Genomic DNA, 15,242 nt, shown 5'->3' on the forward strand with positions numbered 1-15,242 from the left:
CTCTCCGCGCCCCACACCCCCGGCCCCTCTCGGTCGTGTCCCCGCTTGTGGTGTAGCTCGGCGAGCGTGCAGCGACACGCGCAACCTGCTCCCCTCTCCCTCGTGGAGAGGGGTGGGGGGTGTGGGGCGGGCAGGATGACGCGCTTTCCGTCGATGCGGGAGGCGTCCCCTTCATCCCCCGGCGCGGGCAGCGATCATCTCCGACGCCAGCGCGACCTGCCGCTCGAACATCTCCATGTCCGGCTCGCGGTCGATGCCCATGATCAGCCGCATGAAGGCGTAGCCCTGGACGATCTGCAGGAAGCCGCCGGCGAGGAGGCGCACGTCCTGCGCGGGTAGCCCCGGCGCGTGGGCGGCGATAAGCTCCGCCGTGCGCACCAGGACGGGCGTCACCGCCCCCTCGAAGAACAGCTTGGAGACGTCCGGCGTGCGCTCCGCCTCCGAGAGCGCGACGCGGTAGGTGCCCAACCGCCGCGGGTGGGTGATCAACTCGACGAAGGCCCGCCCGAGCGAGCGCAACTCTTCCCCGAGCGTCGCGCCAGGCGGCGCGGGGGCGTCGACGAGGGTGCCGCCGCAGATCTCGCGCAGCATGTCGCGGAACAGCGCGTCCTTGCTGCCGAAATGCCGGTAGACCGTCATCTTGCCCACGCCGGCGGCCCGGGCGACCTCGTCCATGCTGGCCGCGGAGAAGCCGTCGCGCAGGAAGACCTCCTGCGCGCCCTCCAGGATGGCACGGCGCTTCGTCGGGTCGAGGCCGCGGCCGACGGGATTGTTCGCGTTGGCGTGATCCATGGCTCTCCCTAGCACGTAGGACGCCCGTTGACGAGACCGACCGGTATCGTCTAAGGCTATTCGAGACGATACGGTATCGTCTCGTTTTTCTGCTCCGCGTTCGCTCCGTTCCTGATCGGGAGTGTGCCATGCCAACCCGCCTCGGCCGCGTGATTTCCCTCGTCGTCCAGATCGGCGTCGTCGCCGCGGCGGGGGCGGGCGTCCTCGCCGGCGTCGGTCTGCTCCAGGATCGCGCGGACGCCCGCGCCGAGGCGGCGCGCGCCGAACCGGCGCCGTTGCCGGTCGCCGTCACGCGGCTCGTGCGCGAGGACGGCTACGAGGTGGAGGATCGCTTCCTGGGGCGCCTGGAGCCGGCCCGCGAGGCGGATCTCGCCTTCGAGCGGCCGGGCCTCGTCGTCGCGGTCCTCGTGGAGGAGGGGGACGCGGTCGCGGCCGGCGCCCCGGTGGCGCGGCTCGACGTCGCCGCGCTCGAGGCCGAGCGCGCGCGGCTCCTCGCCCAGCGCGACCAGATCGTCGCCGCCCGCGACCTCGCCGGGCGCACGCTCGTACGCCAGGAGGCGCTCGGTGACGCCGGGCACGCCTCGAGCCAGCGCCTCGACGAGGCGCGGCTCGCCGCCGCGGTGGAGGCCGCACGCGAGGCGGAGATCGAGGCCGCCATCGCCCGGCTCGACGTCGATCGCGACAAGGCGACCCTGCGTTCGCCCTTCGCCGGCACGATCGCCGCGCGATCCGTGGACGAGGGCGCGGTGGTGGCGGCGGGCACGCCGGTCGTCTCGCTGATGGAGACGGGCGCGCCGCTGGCCCGCGTCGGGCTCTCGCCGGAGGCGGCGGCCGGGTTCGCGCCGGGCGATCGCGCGCGACTCGTGATCGCGGGCGAGAGCGTGCCGGCGCGCCTCGTCGCGCTGCGGCCGGACCTCGCGCCGGCGACGCGCACCGTCACCGCGCTGTTCGCGCCCGACCGCCCGCCCGCCGCCGCCTTCGGCACGACGGTGGCGCTCCACCTGCCGCGCCGGGTGGAGACGCCGGGCTACTGGCTTCCCGTCGCGGCGCTGAGCGAGGGCCGGCGCGGGACCTGGAGCGTTCTCGTCGCCCAGGAGCCCGCCGACGCGCCGGCCCGAATCGTGCGCGAGGCCGTGGAGGTGCTCCACGTCGCCGACGAGCGCGCCTTCGTGCGCGGCACCCTGCGGCCGGGCGCGGCCCTCGTCGCCGGCGGCGCGCATCGCGTCGCGCCGGGGCAGACGGTCGTGCTCGCGCAGGCGGAGCGGTGAGATGGACACGCTGTTCTACCGCAGCCCGCGGCTCCTCTGGCTCGCGATCCTCACCGCGCTGGCGCTCGGCGCCGCCTCGCTCCTGACGATCGCGCGCCAGGAGGATCCGACCATCACCAACCTCTTCGCGACCATCGTGACGCCCTTTCCCGGCGCGGCGCCGGACCGGGTCGAGGCGCTCGTCACCGAGCCGATCGAGGCCGAGCTGCGCGGGCTCGCCGAGATCGAGGTGGTGGAGTCGACGTCGGCCGCCGGCGTCTCCTCGGTGACGATCGAACTGTCGCAGTTCCTCCCGGACGATCGGCTGGAGCAGGTCTGGTCGGAGGTGCGCGACGCGGTCGACGCGGCGGCGCGGGGCTTCCCCGCCGGGGTCGGCACGCCGGACTTCGACAACGACCGTGCCGGTGCCTTCACCGCGATCGTGGCGATCGTGCCGCGCCCGGGCGTCGAGGAGCCCCCCGCGATCCTGCGGCGCACGGCGGAGGAGCTTCGGGACCGGCTGCGGCGCGTGCCCGAGACGCGGCTCGTCGCGCTCTACGGCGCGCCCGACGAGGAGGTCGTCGTCACCCTCGATCCCGCCCGCCTCGCGGCGCTGGGGCTGACCGCCGCCGAGGTCTCCCGCGCCATCGCCGCGGCGGACGCCAAGGTGGCGGCGGGGCAGGTGCGCGGCGCGACGGGCGACCTCATCATCGAGGTCGCCGGCGCCATAGAGGACATCGCCCGGGTGCGCGAGATCCCGGTCCGTCTCGGGGCGGAGGGCGCGAGCGTGCGGGTCGGCGATCTCGGGCGCGTGGCGCGCTCCGAGCGCCTGCCGCCGGCGACGCTGGCCCTGTCGCAGGGCGACGCCGGCGTGCTCGTCGCCGCGCGGATGGAGGCCGATCGGCAGGTCGACGTGTGGTCCGCGGCCGTGCGCGCGACCCTCGACGCCTTCCGCGCCGAGCTGCCCGCCGGCCTCGAGGTGCGCCTCCTCTTCGACCAGTCCGAGTACACCGCCGCGCGGCTGGGGGAGCTCGGCGTGAACCTCGCGCTCGGCGTCGGGCTCGTCGTCGCGGTGCTCCTGGTGACGCTGGGCTGGCGGGCCGCGCTGATCGTGGCGGCGGTGATCCCGCTCGCGGCGCTCGTCTCGCTCACGGTGATGCAGCGCACCGGGCTCACGATCCAGCAGATGTCGGTCGCGGGCCTCATCGTGGCGCTGGGGCTCCTCGTCGACGCGGCGATCGTGATGACGGACGAGGTGCGCCGGCGGATCGCCGAGGGCATGGCGCCGGTCGCCGCCGTGTCGGGCTCCGTGCGCCGCCTCGCCGTGCCGCTCCTCGCCTCGACGGTGACGACGGTTCTCGCCTTCCTCCCGATGGCGCTCCTGCCGGGCCCGGCGGGGGACTTCGTCGGCTCGATCGCGCTCGCGGTCATCATCATGCTCTTCGCCTCGCTGGCGATCGCGCTGACGATCACGCCGGCCTTCGCCGGTCGGCTGCTCGCCGGCCGCGGCGCCGGAGGCGGGGGCGGGGGCATTCTCGCGAATGGCGTGACGATCCCGGTGCTCGGCCGGTTGTTCGACCGCTCGATCGCGCTCGCCCTGCGCCATCGTCTCGCGGCGATCGCGGTGTCGCTGGCGCTGCCGGTGGCGGGCTTCCTGTCCTTCCCGACGCTGACCGCGCAGTTCTTCCCCGGCGTCGAGCGCGACCAGCTCTACGTCCAGGTTCTCCTGCCCGCGGGTACCGCCATCGGCGAGACGGCGCGCGTCGCCCGGGCGGCGGACGCGCTGACGGCGCGGGCGCCGGAGGTGGTCTCGACGCATTGGGTGATCGGCCAGAGCGCGCCGGCCTTCTACTACAACATGCAGGCCAACCGGGACGCGACGCCCCACTTCGCCGAGGCACTCGTCTTCACGACGAGCCCGGAGGCGACGGAGGCGCTCGTGCCGCGCCTCCAGGCGGAACTCGACGCCGCGCTGCCCCAGGCGCAGATCCTGGTTCGCGGGCTCGTGCAGGGCCCCCCCGTGTCGGCCCCCCTGGAGATGCGCCTCGTCGGGCCCGACCTCGAGACGCTGCGCGCCATCGGGGCGCAGGCGCGCGCGCTGATGGCGGACATCCCGAGCGTGATCCACACCCGCGCGACGCTGGAGGGCGGCGCCCCCAAGCTCGTCTTCCGCCTCGACGAGGACGCCGTGCGCCTCGCCGGCCTCGATCTCGGCGCGGTGGCGGGCCAGCTCCAGGCGACGCTCGAGGGCGCGACCGGCGGCTCTCTGCTGGAGGAGACCGAGGACCTGCCGGTGCGCGTGCGGGTGGGCGCGGGGACCCGCGGCGACCTCGCGGCGGTGCGCGCCCTCGACGTCCTGCCCGCCGCCGCGGCCGCCGCCGGGGCCGCGCATCCCGGCGTGCCGCTCTCCGCGCTCGGCACCTGGGAGATGCGGCCCTCCGAGAGCCCGATCGCGCGACGCGGGGGCGAGCGTATCAACGTCGTGCAGGGCTACCTCGCCCACGGCGTGCTTCCCGAGGAGGCGCTCTCCGTCCTGCGCGCGCGGCTCGACGCCGGCGCGCTGGCCCTGCCCGAGGGCTACCGGCTGGAGTTCGGCGGCGACAGCGACGCCCGCGCCGAGACCGTGCGGAACCTGGTCTCGACGCTCGGCCTCGTCGTCACCCTCACGGTGGTGACGATCGTGCTCACCTTCCTGTCCTACCGGCTCGCCCTGATCGCGGGGATCGTCTGCGTTCTGTCCTTCGGGCTCTCGGTGCTCGCGCTCGCGGTGCTCGACATGCCCTTCGGCGTGCAGGCGCTGATCGGGGCGATCGGCTCGATCGGCGTGTCGATCAACGCGGCGATCATCGTCATCACCGCGATCCAGGAGGACGAGGCGGCGATGGCGGGGGACCTCGACGCCATGCGGGCGGTGGTGGTGCGCTCGGCCCGCCACATCGTCTCGACGACGATCACGACGGTGGGCGGCTTCCTGCCGCTGATCCTCGCCGGCGGCGGCTTCTGGCCGCCCTTCGCGGTGGCGATCGCCGGCGGCGTGCTGCTGTCGACGGTGGTGTCGTTCTACTTCACCCCGCCGATGGTGGCGCTCGTCGTCGCGCGGCGGCGGCGCGGCGGAACCCCGAGAGCCGAGCCTATCGCGGCGGCCGCGGCGTGATCAACGCACGCTGGAGCGCCACGGCTGCGACGACGCCGTCGATCACGGGCACGGACACGCGCGGTGCGAGGGCCGGCGCGAGGCCCGCGAGCGGCCCGCCGCCCAGCACGATCGCCGCGCAGCCGTCGTCCTGCGCACGCACGCACAGGTCCGCCAGCGGCGCGACGAGGTCCTCGTCGATCGCCGCGTGTGGGCCGCGTATCGCGTCCCGCGGCGCGTGCAGGCCCGACAGCCGGTCGGACAGGCCGTAGCGGGCGACGACGGCGCGCAGCGACGGTGCCACGGCCGGGCTGAACGTCACGATCGAGAATCGCTCGCCCACGGCCAGCGCGGCGAGAAAGGCCGCGCGCGCGATGCCGACGACGGGAACCGGCACGCGGGCCCTCACGGCGTCGATGCCCGTGTCGCCGAAGGAGGCGATGACGATGCCGTCGTATCCGGCGCGCCGCGCCTCGACACAGGCGACGACCGCACCCGCGGCGACGGCGCCGTCCTCCTCGGTCACGATCAGCGCGGGACCGAACGGCGCACCGACGGTGTCGACGACGTCGCCGGGCGCAGCCGCCGCGACCGCCGCACGCGCGATCGCGCGTGTGACCGAGGCCGACGTGTTGGGATTGACGACGAGGAGACGCATCACAGCAGGACCGAGGGCAGCCACAGGGAGAGTGCGGGGAAGGCGTTCACCAGGAGGAGCGCGACGAGCATCGCCGCGATGAACCACAGCATCGAGGGCAGGATCTGCCCGATCGAGATCTTGGCGATGGCGCAGGTGATGAGCACCACGGAGGCCACCGGCGGCGTCTGCTGGCCGATGCCGAGGTTGATCGTCACGATGAGCCCGAAATGCACCGGATCGATGCCGAGCTCGCGCGCCAGCGGCAGGAAGATCGGCACCAGCATCAGGATCGCCGGCGTGCCGTGGACGATGGTGCCGGCGAGGAGGAAGAACACGTTGATGGCCAGCAGCACCACCCAGTATTGGTCCGAGATGCCGAGGATGGCGCGGGCGATCTCCTGGGGGATCTGCTGGTTGGTGAGGTACCAGCCGAGCAGCGTCGAGGTCGCGACGATGAACATCAGCATGGCCGAGCGCTTGCCCGCGAGGCGCAGCGTCTCGACGAAGCCCGCGAGCGTCAGCGTGCGGTAGAGCACGGCCGCGAGCACGATCGACCAGAGCGCCGCCACCGCGCCGGCCTCGGTCGCGGTGAAGATGCCCCCCAGGATGCCGCCCAGGATGAGGATCGGCAGGGTCAGCGGCACCACCGCGTCCTTGCCGGTCTCGCCCACGCGCGCGAGCGAGAACTTGCCCTCGATCGGGTAGCCGCGCTTGACGGAGATCACGTAGGCCGTGCCCATCAGGAGCGCGCAGACGAGGAAGCCCGGGAGGATGCCCGCGGCGAAGAGCTGCGCGATCGAGGCGTCGGCGACGTAGGCGTAGAGGATGAGGTTGAGGCTGGGGGGCACGATGATCGCCATCGTCGCCGAGGTCGAGGTCACGGCGGCCGCGAACGCAACGGGATAGCCGCGCTTCTTCATCTGCGGGATCATCACCGAGCCGATGGCGGCGGCGTCCGACGTGGCGGTGCCGGAGATCTCCGAGAAGAACAGCGAGGTGAGGATGTTGACGTGCGCGAGCCCGCCGCGGATGTGGCCGACGAGCGAGCTCGCGAAGGCGATCAGCTTCTCGGCGATGCGGCCCTGGTTCATCACCTCGCCGGCGATCATGAACAGCAGCGCCGCCACGAGCAGGTAGTTGTTCGCGCCGCCGAAGGGCACGAGGCCCATGATCTGCGGCACGACGGCGGGATCGAGCAGGATAAGCGTCATGGCGGTGACGCCGAGCACGAAGGCGATCGGCATGCCCATGACGAGCAGCACAACGAGCAGGATCAGGATGAGGTATCCGGGATCGATCGGCATCAGGCGTCGGTCTCCGGCAGGAGGCTGTCGGGGGAGATGCGCCCCATCAGGAGGGCCGCGAGGCGCACGAGGCAGATCGCGCAGATCAGCGCCGCGCCGAGCGGCATCGCGCCGCGGAAGAGCGCCATCGGCAGGTCGACGGAGATCATCTGGCGGCTGGCGAAGCTCGCAGCCGCGATCGCGCCGTACCAGGCGAGCAGGCCCGAGAACAGCGTCATCAGCGCGAGGTTGACCGCCATCACCGCCCGCTTGAGGGCGGGCGGCAGGATCTTCACCACGCTGTCGAAGCCCAGATGCTCGTTGGTGCGCGTGAGGTAGGCGGCGCCGATGAAGGTCAGCACCGCCAGGAGATGCGCCGGCAGCTCCTCTCCCCACGAGACGGAGGCGTTCATCACGAAGCGCGAGAACACCGCCCAGTTCAGGAGGACGAAGAGGAGGCCCGCGAGCGCGATCACCGCGATGTCGAGCACGCGGGTGAGAGCGCGATCGGCGTAAAGGACGGCTTTCTCGAGCATGGCGGGCCTCCTCTCAGGCGTGGCGCGTCACTGGCCGGAGATGGCGGCGCGGGTGGCGGCGATCATCTCGGCCCCGATCACCTCGACGAAGACCGGATCGTCGAACAGCGGCGCGGCCGCCTGCTGGAAGGCGGGGAAGTCGACCTCGTTGATCGCGATCTTGCCCTCGAGCTCGGCCAGCGTCTTGGCGTCCGTCTCGTCGCCCCAGGCCATGGTCCAGGGCGCCATCTCGGCGGCGATGGTCTCGATCGTCTCGCGCATCTCGGGCGTCATGCGGTCGAGAAGCGAGGAGGAGAACAGCAGGAAGGTCGGCAGGTAGACGTGGTTCGACAGCGACATGTAGTCCTGCACCTCGTAGAAGCGCGAGGAGGCGGCGACGTGCGCGGGGTTCTCCTGGCCGTCGACGACGCCCTGGTCGAGGGCGGAATAGAGCTCGCCGAAGGACAAGGGCGTCGCGTTGGCGCCGAGCGTGTTGAACATCGCCACCCGCTGGCGGCTCGTGGGCGTGCGGATCTTCAGGCCCGCGAGGTCGGCGGGCGTCACGACCGGGCGCACGTCGTTGGTGATGACGCGAAAGCCGTTGTCCCACAGCGCGAGGAGCCTCATGCCCTGGCCCTCGAAGCCTTCCGCGAGGAGCGCGCCCGCCTCGCTCTGCGCGAAGGCCTGGACCGCGGCGCGGTCGGGGAAGAGGTAGGGCAGGTCGAACACGGCGGCGCGCGGGTTCACCTGGGTGACCGCGGAGGCGGAGAGCGAGGCGTGGTGGGTGCCCAGGCTCATGCCCTGGAGCACGTCCTCCTCCGAGCCGAGGGTGTTGCCCATGAAGATCTGCAGGTCGATCTCGCCCGGCAGCGCGGCCTCGAGCCGGCTCTCGAACTCCTGCAGGAAGACGTGGGCGAAGGAGCCCTCGGGGAGCGAGGAATTGATCTGGACGACCTGCTGCGCCGCGGCTGGTTGCGCGGCGGCGAGGGCGAGGCCGAGGGCGGCGGCGATGCCGGTTACGGGGCGAAGCGTCATGGGGTGTCTCCTGTCATGCCGTGGGGGCGTTTCGAGAGAGACATTTTTCGTGCCAACCGTATGAGAAAAATTATTTTCACAACACGTACAGATGCTTATGCTCGATGACTCGCACGAACTCCCGCGAGCCCGCGCGCTCCGGGTGGTCACGGCCGCGGCAGTGCCGCGCGCGCGGCGCACAGAAAACAGGCGGGCTCCGCGCCTCCTCAGAGCTCGTCGAGCGCGTCGTGCAGGCCCTCGATCGCCGTGAGCCGGCGGCGCCCCTCGGGTCCGGCCCGCTCGATCACCCGCGTCGCGATCAGGTGCGCCAGGCCGACCACGGCGACGTGGTTGAACAGCGGCCCGGGCGCCGCGGTCTGGCAGCGCAGGTGCCAGGTCGGCCGCGGATCGTGCGGCGCGCTCTCGTCGGTGACCCACGCGACGCTCGCGCCCGAGCGCAGGATCTGCTCGAGCACGACGTCGAGCTTCGCGGGCCGCCGACGCAGGCCGAAGACGACCACGCAGTCCTCCCGGCGCATGCCCGCGATGTGCTCGCCGAGGGTCTCGCCGGCGCCGGGAACCACGCTCACGGTCTCGAGCGCCTGGAGCACCTGCCATCCGAGATACTGCGCGAAGGCCGCGCTCGTGCGGAAGCCGACGATCCAGACCCGTCGGGCGGCGAGCATCCGGTCGGCGACGGCGTCGATCTCGGCCTCGGCGATGGCGCCGAAGGTCGCCGCCAGGTTGGCGCCGCCCTGCGCGGCGTGGCGAGCCACGCGATCGCCGGTTTCGCCGCTGCGCGCGCCGACGAGATAGAGCGCGGCGCCGGTCCGGCGCTCGGCGCGCACGTGCCGACGGGCCTCCTCGTAGCCGGAATATCCGAGCTTGCGCACGAAGCGGGTGACGGTGGCGTTGGAGACGTTGGCGAGACGCGCGAGCTCGGTCGCCGTGTAGCTCGCGAGCTCGCCGGGGAAGTCGAGCAGGAAATCGGCGAGCCGCCGCTCGGTGGGGTGAAGCCGGGGCAGGGCGGTGCGCACGCGCGCGAGGAAGGACGGCTGGGCCTTGGGCGACATGGCTCCTTGTGTCGCCCACACGCGTGCGGTTCGCAAGCCGCCTCGACCCGCGTCGCGGCTCACGAGGCGTCGCGTTTCGCGATCCAGTCGAAATCCGGGTGGTTGGCGAAGCGCCAGGCGCGGCGGGGGCCGGCCATGACGTTGAGGTAGTACATCTCGACGCCGTAGGGCGCCGCGCAGGGGTGGTGGCCCCTCGGAACGAGCACGACGTCGCCGTCCGCCAGCGCCATGGTCTCGTCGAGCGATCCGTCCTCGGTGAAGACGCGCTGGAGGCCGAAGCCGCTCGCCGGGTTCAGGCGGTGGTAGTAGGTCTCCTCGAGGTAGGTCATTCGCGGATAGTCGTCCTCGTCGTGCCGGTGGGGCGGGTAGGACGACCAGTGCCCCTGGGGCGTGAACACCTCGGTGACGAGGAGCCGGTCGGCGACGTCGCGCTCCTCCATGGCGATCGGGTGGATGTGGCGGGTGTTCGTGCCCCGCCCGCGGGTCACGGCCTCGATTTCGTCCGGGCGGATCACCGTCACGGGCCGTGCGCCTTCGCCCGGCGCCGTGCACACGGCGAGCGTGAGCGGCGTCGTCGCGCGGGCCGACCAGGCTGCCCCCGCAGGGACGTAGACGGCATGGGGCCGCTCGCCGGAGAACACGTCCATCCGGCTCCCCAGCTCGCCGAGCGCCTGCCCGGCGGCCTCGATCTCCGCCTTGCCCTCGACGAGCACGAGCATGGCCTCGCGGTCGCCGGTCGCCTCGGCAGCGCCCTCGCCCGGGGCGAGGCGGTAGAGCGAGAAGCCCACATAGGTCCAGCCGGCATTCTGCGGCGTGATGGCGTGGACGCGCCCGTGCGTCCCGTCGGGCTTGCGCAGGAGGTTTCCCATCACGGCGCCTCCGGGTCGAGGCCGGCCTCGCGGGCGATCCGGCGCAGGGCCTCGAGGCCCATCCTCTGGTAGACTTTCGGGTCGTGCACGGCCGGGTCCTGCTCGGCCTCGATCACGAGCCAGCCGTCATAGCCGCGCTCCGCCGCGACGCGCAGGACGGGCAGGAAATCGACCCCGCCCTCCGGATCCCCCGGCACGGTGAAGACGCCCCGGCGCACGCCCGCGAGGAAGCTCAGGCCCTCCGCCTCGACCGCGCGCTTGATCGCCGGGCGCACGTTCTTCGCGTGGATGTGGCGCACCCGGTCCATGTGCCTGTGCGCCAGTGCGGCGGGGTCGGCCCCGGCGAAGAAGGCGTGGCCGGTGTCCAGCAGCAGCTTCGTCGCGGGCCCGGTCTCGCGCATGAGCCGGTCGATCTCGGCCTCGCTCTGCACCACGGTGCCCATGTGGTGGTGGTAGACGAGGTCGATCCCGCGCTTCGCGCAATGCGCGGCGAGTGCCTCGACGCCGTCGGCGAAGGCGGGCCACTCCGCCTCCGAGAGAACAGGGCGCCGGCTCAGGGGCGCGGCGTCGTCTCCGTGGATGGCGTTGGAGGTCTCGCAGACGATGCAGATCCGCGAGCCCATGGCCGCCAGGAGGTCGAGCACCGGGTCGAGCGCCGCCTTCTCCTCCTCGACGCTGCGCGCGAGCAGGTTCAGCGAGTGCCAGCCCGAGACGTAGGCGAGGCCGTAGGGGGCCAGCGTCGTCTTCAGGGCGGCGGCGTCTTCGGGGAACTTGTGCCCTTTCTCGATGCCGCCGAAGCCGATGGCGGCGGCGTCGCCGAGGCACTGCTCGAGAGAGATGTGCGCGCCGAGCGTCCTGTCGTCGTCGTTGGACCAGGCGATGGGGTTGGTGCCGTAGCGGATCATGGGACGTCCTCAGGGGAGGCGGCGGGCGGTGGCCTGCTCGTAGGCGGCGCGGGCGGCGCGGACCTCCTCGCGGGTCGAGACTTCCGGCACGGCGACGTCCCACCAGGCGCCGCCGGCCTGCGTGGTGATCATCGGGTCGGTATCGATGACGATGCCGTAGGTGGATTCCGACGCCCGCGCCCGGGCGAGCGCGGCCTCCAGCTCGGCGATGCCCGCGACCTTCTCGGTGCGCGCCCCCATCGCCGCCATGTGCGCGGCGAAGTCGATGCGCGCCGGCGTCTCGTGCAGGGCGTCGTCGAGGAGGTTGTTGAAGCTCTCGCCCCCGGTGGCGCGCTGGAGGCGGTCGATGCAGCCGAAGCCGCGGTTGTCGAGCACGACGACGATCAGCTTGCGGCCGAGCATGACGGCGGTGGCGAGCTCGGAATTCATCATCATGTACGAGCCGTCGCCCACCATGACCACGACCTCGCGCTCGGGCAGCGCCATCTTCACGCCGAGCCCACCGGCGATCTCGTAACCCATGGTCGAGTAGCCGTACTCGACATGGTATCCGTTCGGCCGCGAGGCCCGCCAGAGCTTGTGGAGCTCTCCCGGCAGCCCGCCCGCGGCGCAGACGACGACGGTGTCTTCGTTCGAGGCGCGCTGGACCGCGCCGATCACCAGCGCGTCCGAGGGCAGCGCGTTGTCGCTCGCCGGCGCGGCGGTGGCGGCGTCGACGGCGGCGTCCCACTCCGCCTTCAGGGCTGTGAAGTCCCCGTCCGCCCGCCAGCCGGCCAGCGCCGCGTCGAGATCGGCGAGGCCGGCCGTGGCGTCCGCGACGAGCGGCAGCGCGCCGTGCTTGCCGGCGTCGAAGGCCGCGACGTTGAGGCCGACGATCCGCAGATCGGGGTTTCCGAACAGAGCCCACGAGCCGGTGGTGAAGTCCTGCAGCCGCGTACCCACCGCGAGCACGACGTCGGCATCGGCGGCCACCGCGTTCGCCGCGCTCGACCCGGTGACGCCGATCGAGCCGAGGTTGAGCGGGTGGTCGTGGGGAAGCGCCGACTTGCCCGCCTGGGTCTCCGCCACGGGAAGGTCGTGCGCCTCGCAGAAGGCGGCGAGATCGGCCGCCGCCTCGGAATAGAGCACCCCGCCGCCGGCGATCACCAGCGGGCGCTTCGCTTGGGTGAGCGCCGCGACCGCGGCGGCGATCTCGTCCACGTCCGGCCGCGGGCGGCGCGGGCGCCACAGCCGCGCCGCGAAGAAGCGCTCCGGCCAGTCGAAGGCCATGGTCTGCACGTCCTGGCAGAACGCCAGCGTCACGGGCCCGCATTCCGCCGGGTCGGTCAACACGCCCATCGCCCGGGGGAGGGCGGCGAGCAGCTGCTCGGGGCGGGTGATCCGGTCGAAATAGCGCGAGACCGGGCGGAAGCAGTCGTTGGCGCTGATCGTCCCGTCCCCGAGATCCTCCACCTGCTGGAGCACCGGGTCGGGCAGGCGGCTCGCGAAGACGTCGCCGGGCAGGAAGAGGACCGGCAGCCGGTTCACGTGCGCGAGTGCGGCGGCGGTGATCATGTTCGTCGCGCCCGGGCCGATCGAGGAGGTCACCGCCATGGCGCGGCGGCGGTTCGACGCCTTGGCGTAGGCGATGGCGGCGTGCGCCATGGACTGCTCGTTGTGGCCGCGGAAGGTGGGCAGCCGGTCGCGCACGCCGTGCAGCGCCTCGCCCAGCCCCGCCACGTTGCCGTGGCCGAAGATCGCCCACACGCCGCCGAGGAACGGCACGCCCGGCGCGCTCTCCTGCGCCGCGAGCCAGCGCACCATGGCCTGGGCGGCCGTCAGCCGGATCGTGGTCATCGCGTCCCCTTCTCGATTCCCTGCCGAGCTTCGTCCCAGATCGCACAGAGACGCGCGAAGCGCCCCGCCATGTCGGCGACCGCGGCCTCGTCGTCCATCTCCCCCGCGAGCCAGCCGCGCGCGGCCTGCGCGAAGATCGTGCGCCCCACCGCGAAGCCCTTCACTCGCTCGTGCCGCGCGGCGAGGCCGAAGCTCTCGCGCAGGCCGTCCTCGCCCTCGCCGAGGCCGAGCACGACGATGCCCCGGCACCACGGGTCGCGGTCCTCGATCACGGCGCAGGCGCGCGCCCAGGCGGCGTCCGCGCGCAGCGGCTCGAGCTTCCACCAGTCGGGCTTCACCCCGAGGTCGTAGAAGCGCGCCATGGCCCGAGCGGTGGTGTCGTCGTCGAGGGGGCCGGCCTTCGAGGCGACGATCTCCAGCAGGAATTCGAGACCGTTGGCGCGCGCCGCCTCGGCGAGGCGCAGGACGGTGTCCTCCTGCGCAGCCTTCGTCTCCGGCGCATCGTCCGGATGATAGAAGCAGAGCACCTTGACGACGTGCTCGAGCGGCCATTCGGCCAGCGCGCTGCCGTAGTCGCGGCCGATCTCGAGCACGAGCGGGCGCGAGCCGGGCGTCTCCACCGGTCGGCCGATCCACAGCCCAGAGCTGGCGGCCGCCATCAGCGCGTCGCCGCCGAGCCGCGGGTCGCACAGGATGCCGTAGCCCGGCCGCCCGTCCGCGACGCGCCGCGTCGCGTCCAGGCACAGCGCCTTGAAGCGCCCGATCCGCTCCGCCCCGGCGCCGGCCGCGGCGGCGATCTCCTCGATCTGCGCGCGATGGTCGAAGGCGAAGACACGCAGGGCCGGCCAGTCGCCACGCCGGGTCGTCGCCCAGTGGATGTGCGCGAGCTCGGCGTCGTGCCGCAGGGCCGGCGTGACGACGCCGCGGCGCAGGAAGAAGTCGAGCTCCGCCCAGGTCGGGTAGGCCGGCGCGCAGCCGTGGCGCGACACGGCGAAGGCGCCGCAGGCGTTGGCGTAGGCGAGCGCGCGCTCCCACGCCTCGCCGTCGAGCCAGCCCTTGAGCAGCCCCGCCATGAAGCCGTCGCCGGCGCCGAGCACGTTGTAGATCTCGATCGGGAACCCCGGCCCCGACAGGCCCTCCGCGAGATCGTCCGGGATCGCGCCCGGGAAGGCCACCGCGCCCATCGGCCCGCGCTTGAGCACCAGCGTCGCCTCCGAGACGGCGCGCACGGCGCCGAGCGCCTCGCCCATGTCGCGGCTGCCGCCGGCGATGGCGAACTCCTCCTCGGTGCCGACGATCAGGTCGAAGAGATGCAGCGTCCCCAGGAGCTTGGCCGTGACGGCTTCGGATGCGATGTAGCGCTCCTCCCCGGCGTCGTGGCCGGCGAGCCCCCACAGGACGGGGCGGTAGTCGATGTCGAGCGCCGTGCGCAGGCCCTTCGCCCGGGCGAGCCTCAAGGCCTTCAGCACGGCCGCCTCGGTGCGCGGATGGGAGAGGTGCGTGCCCGTGGCCACGACGCAGCGCGCGTCGGCGATGAAGGCCTCGTCGACGTCGTCTTCGCACAGCGCCATGTCGGCGCAGTTCTCGCGGTAGAAGATCAGCGGGAACCGGGTCTTGTCGCGGATGCCGAGGATGACGAGCGCGGTCAGCCGCTGCGGGTCCGTGATCACGCCGCGCGTGTCGACGCCCTCGCGGGCGAGCTCCTCGCGCAGGAAGCGGCCCATGGCCTCGTCGCCGACGCGGGTGAGCACGGCCGAGCGCAGGCCGAGCCGCGCGGCGCCCACCGCCATGTTGGTGGGCGAGCCGCCGACGTACTTGCGGAAGGAGGCCATGTCCTCCAGCCGCCCGCCGACCTGCGCGCCGTAGAGATCGACCGAGGAGCGGCCGATGGTGATCACGTCGAGCGTCATGACGCCTGGTCTCTCATGGCCCTTC

The 15,242-nt window shown here is 72.9% G+C and carries 12 protein-coding genes; 2 read left to right on the forward strand and 10 right to left on the reverse strand.

Annotated features, from left to right (window positions below; translation table 11 throughout):
- Positions 1 to 171: 171 nt before the first annotated feature.
- Positions 172 to 792 (reverse strand): TetR/AcrR family transcriptional regulator, encoded by a 621-nt coding sequence (locus AB9M23_RS18285; RefSeq protein WP_372426019.1) that lies wholly within the window; start codon positions 790 to 792, stop codon positions 172 to 174.
- Between the two features lie 128 nt (positions 793 to 920).
- Here AB9M23_RS18285 and AB9M23_RS18290 point away from each other — a divergent pair, with 128 nt between their 5' ends.
- Both AB9M23_RS18290 and AB9M23_RS18295 read left to right on the forward strand, forming a co-directional pair.
- Complete coding sequence (locus tag AB9M23_RS18290; protein ID WP_372426020.1) at positions 921 to 2,060, forward strand: efflux RND transporter periplasmic adaptor subunit; 1,140 nt, start codon at positions 921 to 923, stop codon at positions 2,058 to 2,060.
- A gap of 1 nt (position 2,061) precedes the next feature.
- A complete protein-coding gene (locus tag AB9M23_RS18295; RefSeq protein WP_372426021.1) occupies positions 2,062 to 5,193 on the forward strand; it encodes an efflux RND transporter permease subunit in 3,132 nt (1,043 codons plus the stop codon).
- Here AB9M23_RS18295 and AB9M23_RS18300 read toward each other — a convergent pair.
- From AB9M23_RS18300 to AB9M23_RS18340, 9 genes are all read right to left on the reverse strand, one after another.
- Positions 5,171 to 5,830 (reverse strand): aspartate/glutamate racemase family protein, encoded by a 660-nt coding sequence (locus AB9M23_RS18300; protein WP_372426022.1) that lies wholly within the window; start codon positions 5,828 to 5,830, stop codon positions 5,171 to 5,173. The genes AB9M23_RS18295 and AB9M23_RS18300 overlap by 23 nt on opposite strands.
- Entirely contained in the window at positions 5,830 to 7,116 is a 1,287-nt protein-coding gene (locus AB9M23_RS18305) for a TRAP transporter large permease (RefSeq protein ID WP_372426023.1), read from the reverse strand. Before AB9M23_RS18305 ends, AB9M23_RS18300 begins: the two co-directional genes overlap by 1 nt.
- Positions 7,116 to 7,631 (reverse strand): TRAP transporter small permease, encoded by a 516-nt coding sequence (locus AB9M23_RS18310; protein ID WP_372426024.1) that lies wholly within the window; start codon positions 7,629 to 7,631, stop codon positions 7,116 to 7,118. Before AB9M23_RS18310 ends, AB9M23_RS18305 begins: the two co-directional genes overlap by 1 nt.
- Positions 7,632 to 7,658: 27 nt before the next feature.
- Positions 7,659 to 8,645, reverse strand: coding sequence for a TRAP transporter substrate-binding protein (locus AB9M23_RS18315; protein ID WP_372426025.1), 987 nt, complete (start codon positions 8,643 to 8,645; stop codon positions 7,659 to 7,661).
- A gap of 206 nt (positions 8,646 to 8,851) precedes the next feature.
- Positions 8,852 to 9,697: a MurR/RpiR family transcriptional regulator gene (locus tag AB9M23_RS18320; protein ID WP_372426026.1), complete on the reverse strand. Its 846-nt coding sequence runs from the start codon at positions 9,695 to 9,697 to the stop codon at positions 8,852 to 8,854.
- A 59-nt stretch (positions 9,698 to 9,756) separates the two neighbouring features.
- Positions 9,757 to 10,566 carry a 5-deoxy-glucuronate isomerase gene (gene iolB, locus AB9M23_RS18325; protein WP_372426027.1) on the reverse strand — a complete coding sequence of 270 codons (810 nt, stop codon included), beginning with the start codon at positions 10,564 to 10,566 and terminating at the stop codon, positions 9,757 to 9,759.
- Complete coding sequence (gene iolE / locus AB9M23_RS18330; protein WP_372426028.1) at positions 10,566 to 11,471, reverse strand: myo-inosose-2 dehydratase; 906 nt, start codon at positions 11,469 to 11,471, stop codon at positions 10,566 to 10,568. Before iolE ends, iolB begins: the two co-directional genes overlap by 1 nt.
- Positions 11,472 to 11,480: 9 nt before the next feature.
- A complete protein-coding gene (gene iolD, locus AB9M23_RS18335) occupies positions 11,481 to 13,307 on the reverse strand; it encodes a 3D-(3,5/4)-trihydroxycyclohexane-1,2-dione acylhydrolase (decyclizing) (RefSeq protein ID WP_372426029.1) in 1,827 nt (608 codons plus the stop codon).
- Positions 13,304 to 15,217: a bifunctional 5-dehydro-2-deoxygluconokinase/5-dehydro-2-deoxyphosphogluconate aldolase gene (locus AB9M23_RS18340; RefSeq protein ID WP_372426030.1), complete on the reverse strand. Its 1,914-nt coding sequence runs from the start codon at positions 15,215 to 15,217 to the stop codon at positions 13,304 to 13,306. Before AB9M23_RS18340 ends, iolD begins: the two co-directional genes overlap by 4 nt.
- Positions 15,218 to 15,242 lie beyond the last annotated feature (25 nt).

The organism is Salinarimonas chemoclinalis (assembly GCF_041514305.1).
GTDB lineage: Bacteria > Pseudomonadota > Alphaproteobacteria > Rhizobiales > Beijerinckiaceae > Salinarimonas > Salinarimonas chemoclinalis.

What these genes read in the sequence shown, in the direction of transcription:
- AB9M23_RS18285 (WP_372426019.1), bottom strand. Translation starts at nt 792, where the DNA reads ATGGATCACGCCAACGCGAACAATCCCGTCGGCCGCGGCCTCGACCCG.
- AB9M23_RS18290 (WP_372426020.1), top strand. Translation starts at nt 921, where the DNA reads ATGCCAACCCGCCTCGGCCGCGTGATTTCCCTCGTCGTCCAGATCGGC.
- AB9M23_RS18295 (WP_372426021.1), top strand. Translation starts at nt 2,062, where the DNA reads ATGGACACGCTGTTCTACCGCAGCCCGCGGCTCCTCTGGCTCGCGATC.
- AB9M23_RS18300 (WP_372426022.1), bottom strand. Translation starts at nt 5,830, where the DNA reads ATGCGTCTCCTCGTCGTCAATCCCAACACGTCGGCCTCGGTCACACGC.
- AB9M23_RS18305 (WP_372426023.1), bottom strand. Translation starts at nt 7,116, where the DNA reads ATGCCGATCGATCCCGGATACCTCATCCTGATCCTGCTCGTTGTGCTG.
- AB9M23_RS18310 (WP_372426024.1), bottom strand. Translation starts at nt 7,631, where the DNA reads ATGCTCGAGAAAGCCGTCCTTTACGCCGATCGCGCTCTCACCCGCGTG.
- AB9M23_RS18315 (WP_372426025.1), bottom strand. Translation starts at nt 8,645, where the DNA reads ATGACGCTTCGCCCCGTAACCGGCATCGCCGCCGCCCTCGGCCTCGCC.
- AB9M23_RS18320 (WP_372426026.1), bottom strand. Translation starts at nt 9,697, where the DNA reads ATGTCGCCCAAGGCCCAGCCGTCCTTCCTCGCGCGCGTGCGCACCGCC.
- iolB (WP_372426027.1), bottom strand. Translation starts at nt 10,566, where the DNA reads ATGGGAAACCTCCTGCGCAAGCCCGACGGGACGCACGGGCGCGTCCAC.
- iolE (WP_372426028.1), bottom strand. Translation starts at nt 11,471, where the DNA reads ATGATCCGCTACGGCACCAACCCCATCGCCTGGTCCAACGACGACGAC.
- iolD (WP_372426029.1), bottom strand. Translation starts at nt 13,307, where the DNA reads ATGACCACGATCCGGCTGACGGCCGCCCAGGCCATGGTGCGCTGGCTC.
- AB9M23_RS18340 (WP_372426030.1), bottom strand. Translation starts at nt 15,217, where the DNA reads ATGACGCTCGACGTGATCACCATCGGCCGCTCCTCGGTCGATCTCTAC.